Raw genomic sequence first — 6,124 nt, 5'->3', positions numbered from 1 at the left:
TGTATCTCACTTTGTGATTAACGGGGATGGTATGCCAAAGCCGATAACCTTCGAGATAACAGCGCCTTCAACAATGGCCTCGCCCGCACGGGAAAAAAGCCGCTATATCATTTTACTTGTCACATTTGTGGCTTGAGCCAAAGTAATGAACTGCCGGCTTCTTATTCTTATCATGCCATGAAAGATTTGTACGTATTGGTGACTCACCATAATGCCAAAAACACATCATCGCCTGATGTGGTTGAGGGACTGCTAAGACATATTAAGCTCAAGGATTTGAGAGATCACTCGATAGGCGATATCGCTGACAAGCTGGCAGAATGCAATATCGTGCTGGAGAATTATAAATTACGTAAGATCCTTGTGAGGTTCAGGAGCTTTCCCTATGCGTTACACCGACAAGGCTGGCACTCCATGCCTGACAGTGCCGGGATAACATCGATTAAATCTCTTAACGCATATCACAAACAAGCCCTCGCGAATGCCTTTGTGAATAATATGCACGCACGTTTCCCAGAGGAAAAATTTCCACTCGCGTGTTACATTTTGGCCTGATGTCCATCGGCATCATTCTTTCCGACACGATGTTGAGCCGGGCAAAACTTCCTTTCAAAGTCGATACTTCGTACAAAACGGTTTTGCACATCATTAAGGAAATGCAGCCCGCGCCGCTTCAGCGCTACTGGACGCGCTATCTCAAAATTAAACCTTCAAGAAATGTGACGTCAAAAATTTGTTAAAAGCCATAAAAGCAACGCGTTTAAGTGAGTCGGTCACCCTCAAAGAAATAGACGTGGATTACTATCGCATTAAAGCCAATACACCCATCGCTCATTTGCAAAGCTGGTATGACGTGACAAACTTTGAGTTTGCTCACATCGAAGATAATCAGGAGAGGCTGGAAAGACAGTTATGCAAATTGACCGTAAGATTACTGGACAATATTGAGGTGGACCAGGTCATGCGTCTGATTAAGGAAGATGCCAACAGATCTCAGTTGGTAAGACGCGCGGTGAACGAGTCGATTCAGTTAGCTCAGTGCCAACCGGATCGCGTTCAGATGAAGTTGGTGGTTGAGGTACACGATTCTGTTATCCAAAATGCTCAATATAGTAAGCTTCCGACCGAAGCAAAAAATTGATATTGCGCGATACATTGCGTTACTCGACGCCGATCTTATTGCGAAAGTGGTTACTTAGCATTGGGAAACGTTTTAACACAGATGCCAGTAACTAGCGATGGCATCTGTGTTACGGAGTTTTCAGGCTGAAAATCCTTCTAGTTATTGTTATTTATCATAGTGTTACTTATGAAATCTTGCGGAGAAAACCGACTCGCGCCGCCTCGCAATGCGCATCATCCCGGTACAAACGCCGGTGGTTGGAATGCGGTTACCGCAGGCAGCGGCTCATCCCATCTCTCAATTTCTACCCAGCAGCTCTGCGCGCTACATCCCTGCCCTAATCTTGAACTGCCACGATCTTCCGTCAGTACGTTCGGATTTCCATGTTTGTCGAGTGAGTCCGGCTGGTGAGGATCTTGCGGGTCATACCAGGCTCCCGTCGACATCTGTACCACGCCGGGACGGATATCTTCGCTCAGATGGACGCCCGCCAGAATCGCTCCGCGTGCATTGAACACCCTCACCACACTACCTTCATGAATATTACGCACCGCCGCATCCTGCGGATGTAACCACAATGGTTCCCGATCCTGAATCTTGGTTTTGCGGCTGACGCTACCGTGATCATACTGGCTATGCAGGCGAGTACGTGGCTGGCTGGAAAGCAGGTGCAACGGCCAACGCGCCGCCGTTTCGCGTTGCAACTGCGCTTCCGGCTCGTACCAGAACGGGTGACCCGGACACTCATCATAGCCAAAATCCGCCACCGTCTGGGAGAACAGCTCGATTTTCCCCGAGGGTGTCGGCAACGGTGCTTGCTCAGGATCGTCACGAAAGGCTTGCAGCAAAATCTGCGGTTGGTCTGGCCGCTCATACTCCAGCATGCCCTGCGCCCAGAAATCATCAAAAGCAGGTAGTTCGATTCCGTCAGCCAGTGCACGCGGCCGGGAGGCGTCATAAATAAATCTGATCCACGCCTCGGCATCACGGCCTTCACTGAAACTGTCGCCAAAGCCCAGTTTTTCCGCCAGCGCATGGAAGATGGCGTAATCGCTCCGCGCCTCACCCTGCGCCGCAATCTGCTGACGCATGGCAATCATATAGCCATCATTGCTGGAGCTGCCAATATCATTACGCTCCAGTGAGGTCGTCACCGGGAAAACAATATCAGCGAATTTCGCCTGCGCAGTCCAGTACTGCTCGTGGACTACCACCGTATCCGGTTGCCGCCAGGCTTCCACCAGTCGGTTCAGATCCTGATGATGGTGGAACGCATTGCCCCCCGCCCAGTACACCAGACGGATGTCGGGATAAGTACATTCTTTGCCATCAAACTGATAAGCCTCACCAGGATTAAGCAACATATCTGAGAGCCGCGCTACCGGGATGACACTCTGGACGGGATTGGTTCCAGCCGGGAAACGTGGACCGGAGAAAGTGCGGCGTACTGAACCCGCAAGGTTGGTACTGGCATAGGCGAAACCGAGGCCACCGCCCGGCGTACCAATCTGACCGATCATAGCTGCTAACGCCACTGTGGCCCAAAAGGTCTGTTCACCCTGGAACGCGCGCTGGAGCGACCAGGCGATGTTGATCATGGTGCGCTTTGCCGCCATCATGCGTGCCAGTTCGCGGATTTTCTGCGCATCAATGCCGGTGATCTGCGCCGCCCAAGCCGGGTCTTTTGCTTTACCGTCTTTGTCGCCCATCAGGTAGTCGCGATACTGTGCAAAACCCACGGTATGACTGGCAATAAAACTCGCATCATACAGGGACTCATCAATCAGCACATAACTCAGCGCCAGCAGCAGTGCAGTATCGCTGCCGGGTTTTAATGACAACCACTCCGCGTTCGTAACACCAGACAGATCATTTTTCACCGGACTGACGTTAATGAAATGCGTGCCGTTACGCTGCATCTCGCCCAGCCAGTGTTTCAGCGAATGATCGTTCGCCGCCCCACCGTTAACCTGGGAATTACGCAGCGGCAGGCCACCAAAGGCAACAAAAAGTTCGCAATGTTCCGCCAGGGAAGACCAGTGCGTATGCTGTTTTTGCAACACATCTAATTCCCCAATGATATGGGGCAGTAAGCGCTCGGCCGCCGCCAGACTGTATGTATTGGTACTGTCGGTATATCCGCCTAACTGATTAAAAAAGCGATGTAACTGACTTTGCGCATGATGAAAGCGTCCGGCACTTGACCAGCCATAAGATCCTGCATAAAACGCCTGATTGCCATGCGTCTGTTTTACTCGCGTGAGTTCAGCGGCTACCAGCGCCAGGGCAGTTTCCCAACTGACTTCGACAAAAGGTTCTTTGCCACGTCCATGACGCGCATCGCGCCCCTGTTGCAGATATCCCAGACGAACGGCGGGGCGACGGATACGACTCGGACCATCAATTGCGCCAACAAGAGATTGTCCAATTGCCGAGGGATTACGATCCCACTCGACCGGGTCAATGCCAGTCAATGCGCCCTCGGAGGTTGATACGCGATAGGTGCCCCAGTGCATTACTGCAAGGTTATGATGTGTTGTCATGTTGTGATAAATCAGTGTGTGCGATGTGAGAAGGAAAAAGATGAAAATACCGTATCACAAACCCTTTCCTTTCGGGAGTGCATGCACTAATCGATTTTATTTCATAAGGTTATGCTTAACGGTGTGATGGTAACCGTCTCACAAGTGATGCCCGGAACAGGTTTGGTTAATCACCACACGTTTGATGGGCGATTTATCTCACTGCATAACATCATACCCGGGGCCGCATATCAGGAAGCATTTGGATTTGAACCGTAACCAAGCCGTACCCAGTTCATTATTATAAATAATGTGTTTTGGTGAACATAAGATAATATCTTATTAAGATAATATCTTAATCTTTTAATATCATATTACACGAAAAACAATTAACATCTTAACAAGATATTAAAAAGATAAAATAACAACTTAATTATCACGTATGTTGTTCACCTCCTCCGGGCATTTATGATAGGGCAACCAATTGGTTCAGTGCGTTAACTAAACTCTGAAAATGTCATTTCTGCCACTTCGCTCAGTATGTTCAGCTCTACAGTCACTCTGTGGCTTTTATGCAGTCTGATGCAGCAGAAGTGTCAAAGGTGATGCGTAAGGTGTTATCTTGCTAAGAAGTTAAGAAGTTAAGAAGTTAAGAAGTTAAGAAGTTAAGAAGTTAAGAAGTTAAGAAGTTAAGATATTATCTTATTAAGATAATATCTTAACTTCTTAATAGCCTATCTGACATCACCATCAAACCAGCTGACGGCACGTAATAGAATATAAAACACACGGTCGGAACGAGGGTGAACAATAACGCAAAAATGGGAAAGAAACGCCAAACTTTCACTTTAACTGAAATGCATAACAAGAGGTATAGCGCGCTTAAAATCAGAGCCTTTCTGGTTGAAAGTGACAAATAAAGCAAGGGTCTTCGACACCAGATTGCAGCCTGATTATTTGATACTCGTTCGTCTTGCCAGGAATCATTCAAATCAGTTGTCTTTGTAAGAGATGACCGAAGCAAACATCTTAACAAGATAAGCTCTTAACAACAAAACAAGACTGCTATCGTATCATGTTAATATGATATTATCTTAACAATCGTTTAATATCATTAAGTTATACTCAATCACCTTACTATCTTAACAAGATAATTACTTGCCTTGTTGTTATTTAACTATCTTGTTAAGATAATCATATAAAGTTATTTCTGTTTTTGTCGTCTTCAATGGAGGTCATCAATGATTATCGTTTTAGGAAGCCAGAAGGGTGGGGTTGGCAAAAGCACACTGGCTGTTTCGATTGCCGCCGGCTTACTTGCCCGTGGCTACAGGGTGTTAATTGTTGATGCCGATGACCAAAAATCTGTGTTGACCTGGTACAACAATCGCCCGGAATCGCTGCCACATATTCCTGTCACTGGTGCTTCTGGCAATATCAAAGCGATGCTAAAAGAGCACGCAAAATCCTATGACTACATCATTGCTGACTGTGCCGGACGTGACAGTGCTGAGATGCGCAGTGGCTTGATGGCCGCCGATGTCTTTATTTCACCACTCCGTCCCTCTCAGATGGACCTCGATGTCGTGCCGCATACCTGTTCGGTGTTTACAGCCGCAAAAGATTTCAATGAGGATGTGAAAGGATATCTGGTGCTCAACATGACACCTACCAACATGTTCGTAAATGAAGGCAATGAAGCTGCTCAAGTGCTGGAAGACTTCCCACAAATGAAACTGGCCGATACCCGCATTTGTGATCGTAAAGCGCACCGCGATGCATGGGCTGAATCCATGACCATCTATGAAACAGAAAACAGCAAAGCGAAGGATGAAGTCGAAAGACTGATCCAGGAGGTCATTCTATGAGAAACAGATCCGGTGTGACGAAAGACAGAGAAAACGACTTCATAAATGGTGGCACAGCAGCATTGTCACCCAATGCTGCTCCAGACGTAAAAGCAGTTGAAGCTGAGCCGGTGAAGAAGGCTAAAGCAAAACCTGTCAGCATCTCTTTCACTGACGAAAATCTTAGCGAGATTGATAACCGTATACGTAATGAAATTCTTGCCGGAGGCACACGGGTTAATCGTTCGGATATTGTACGTGCTGCCATTCTTGGTCTGGAGCGTTTCTCTGATGAAGAGATCTCTGCACTGATCAGTAAGGCGAAACTTCAGTAAGTAATGTTGTTAAGAAAGTTAGTTATTATCTTAATAAGATGATAACTAACTTGTGACGTTGTAACTCGTTCTTCTCATTAAAGTGATTCTGTCAATTCAGGATTATTTGTTCAGTCCAGTCGATCCTCATTTCACTTAGCCAGAAATCGGTCATGATCATCAGGAAGATAAATTTATATTCCTGGTGTTATGAAAACACGCTGTAGAGCACTACAGGGCTTCTTCAGGAAGAAGAAAGAGGATTTGTCGTAACTGACCATTGAGGCACGCAGGATGCCGTACACACGCTTACAGATG

Annotated in this window: 4 protein-coding genes; 3 read left to right on the top strand and 1 reads right to left on the bottom strand. The window is 47.1% G+C overall.

Annotated features, from left to right (window positions below; translation table 11 throughout):
• Nucleotides 1–793 precede the first annotated feature (793 nt).
• On the top strand, nucleotides 794–1,141 hold the full coding sequence (locus AC6I8N_RS26920) for a hypothetical protein (protein ID WP_497831657.1): 348 nt from the start codon (nucleotides 794–796) through the stop codon (nucleotides 1,139–1,141).
• A 215-nt stretch (nucleotides 1,142–1,356) separates the two neighbouring features.
• Here AC6I8N_RS26920 and AC6I8N_RS26915 read toward each other — a convergent pair whose 3' ends face one another.
• The gene (locus tag AC6I8N_RS26915; RefSeq protein WP_497831656.1) at nucleotides 1,357–3,666 is read right to left on the bottom strand and encodes a molybdopterin-dependent oxidoreductase; all 2,310 of its coding nucleotides are present in this window, start codon (nucleotides 3,664–3,666) and stop codon (nucleotides 1,357–1,359) included.
• A 1,220-nt stretch (nucleotides 3,667–4,886) separates the two neighbouring features.
• Between AC6I8N_RS26915 and AC6I8N_RS26910 the strand changes: the two genes are divergently transcribed.
• Complete coding sequence (locus AC6I8N_RS26910) at nucleotides 4,887–5,513, top strand: division plane positioning ATPase MipZ (protein WP_497831655.1); 627 nt, start codon at nucleotides 4,887–4,889, stop codon at nucleotides 5,511–5,513.
• A complete protein-coding gene (locus tag AC6I8N_RS26905; protein WP_497831654.1) occupies nucleotides 5,510–5,827 on the top strand; it encodes a hypothetical protein in 318 nt (105 codons plus the stop codon). Before AC6I8N_RS26910 ends, AC6I8N_RS26905 begins: the two co-directional genes overlap by 4 nt.
• The last annotated feature ends 297 nt before the right edge of the window (nucleotides 5,828–6,124 follow it).

The organism is Pantoea sp. X-Soil-TKNS-1279 (assembly GCF_059730565.1).
The sequence above is the reverse complement of the archived record's forward strand: the minus strand, read 5'-3'. Positions and strand labels throughout refer to the sequence as shown.

Excerpts from the sequence above, each read along its gene's own strand:
- AC6I8N_RS26910 (WP_497831655.1), top strand. The coding sequence starts at position 4,887 with ATGATTATCGTTTTAGGAAGCCAGAAGGGTGGGGTTGGCAAAAGCACA.
- AC6I8N_RS26905 (WP_497831654.1), top strand. The coding sequence starts at position 5,510 with ATGAGAAACAGATCCGGTGTGACGAAAGACAGAGAAAACGACTTCATA.
- AC6I8N_RS26915 (WP_497831656.1), bottom strand. The coding sequence starts at position 3,666 with ATGACAACACATCATAACCTTGCAGTAATGCACTGGGGCACCTATCGC.